This window comes from Brachybacterium epidermidis, assembly GCF_015209585.1.
GTDB lineage: Bacteria > Actinomycetota > Actinomycetes > Actinomycetales > Dermabacteraceae > Brachybacterium > Brachybacterium epidermidis.
Map to the genome: position 1 here is coordinate 1 of NZ_JADEYR010000030.1, position 944 is coordinate 944.

The window sequence follows — 944 nt, forward strand, 5'->3', positions numbered from 1 at the left end:
CCCCAAGCCCCCGGCCCCGCCCGCGGACCAGGTCCGGGCCCGTCACCCCCTGACCCCGCAGAGCGTGGCTGAGCGGGGCGGTGCGGTGCCGGGCACAGTAGAGGCAGATGCCGCGGTCAGGTTGCTGGGCCTGCAGCGTGAGCAGTCCCGTGAGCATGCCCGGATGCTGCGGGAGCTGGCGCCCTTGTGGATCGCGCCCGCGAACGACGAGGAAGCAGCCGATGACCGGGCCGAATCCGCTGTGGTGGCCGCGGTCGCCCTGCGCACCACCACCAGCCACGCTTCGACCTTGATCCGCCAGGCACACACTGCTGTGCATCATCTGCCGGCCCTGTTCGCCCGGCTCGAGGTCGGGGACCTGCCGGTGGAGTGGCACCAGCGGATCCTCCGCACCACCCGGGAGTTCACTCCCGCCCAGCTGGCGGAGGTGGATCAGCGGGTTTCGGCCTGGGATCTGGCCTCGATCCCCGTCCAGCGGTTCCGTCGTGAACTGCGTGTCCTGGTGGCCTGGCTCCACCAGGCAGGTGAGACCACCCCGCGGCCGGAGGATCAGCGCGAGGTCGCTCTGGAGGGCTCCCCTGTCGATGACGGCACCGCCACCGTCCGCATCACCGGGCCCGTCCCGGAGATCCTCTCCCTGTCACGGCGCCTGGATGCCAGCGCCCGCGCGATCCAGGACCAGCAGCGCCATGCCCTTGCCGACGGCGCCCCGGTCCCCTTCGACCCCGACGGGCAGGCCGCCGCCACCGGTGCGCCGCTGACTCTGGCGGCGCTGCGCTACCTGGTTCTGACCCGCAGTGTGCTGGAGACCGGGGGCATCGAGGTGCCTGGTGAGCGGTTCCGGATCAGCGTGATGGTGCCGGTGATGACCCTGATGGGCCACTCCGATGCGCCCGCCCTGATCGATGGCACCATCCCGATCCCCGCCTCGATGGCCCGCATGA

The 944-nt window shown here is 71.7% G+C and carries 1 protein-coding gene; it reads left to right on the forward strand.

Translation table 11 applies throughout. The annotated features are described in order from the left end of the window. Positions 1 to 163: 163 nt before the first annotated feature. The coding region (locus tag IOE58_RS14030; RefSeq protein WP_228020282.1) for a DUF222 domain-containing protein at positions 164 to 944 on the forward strand (781 nt) is incomplete at its 3' end.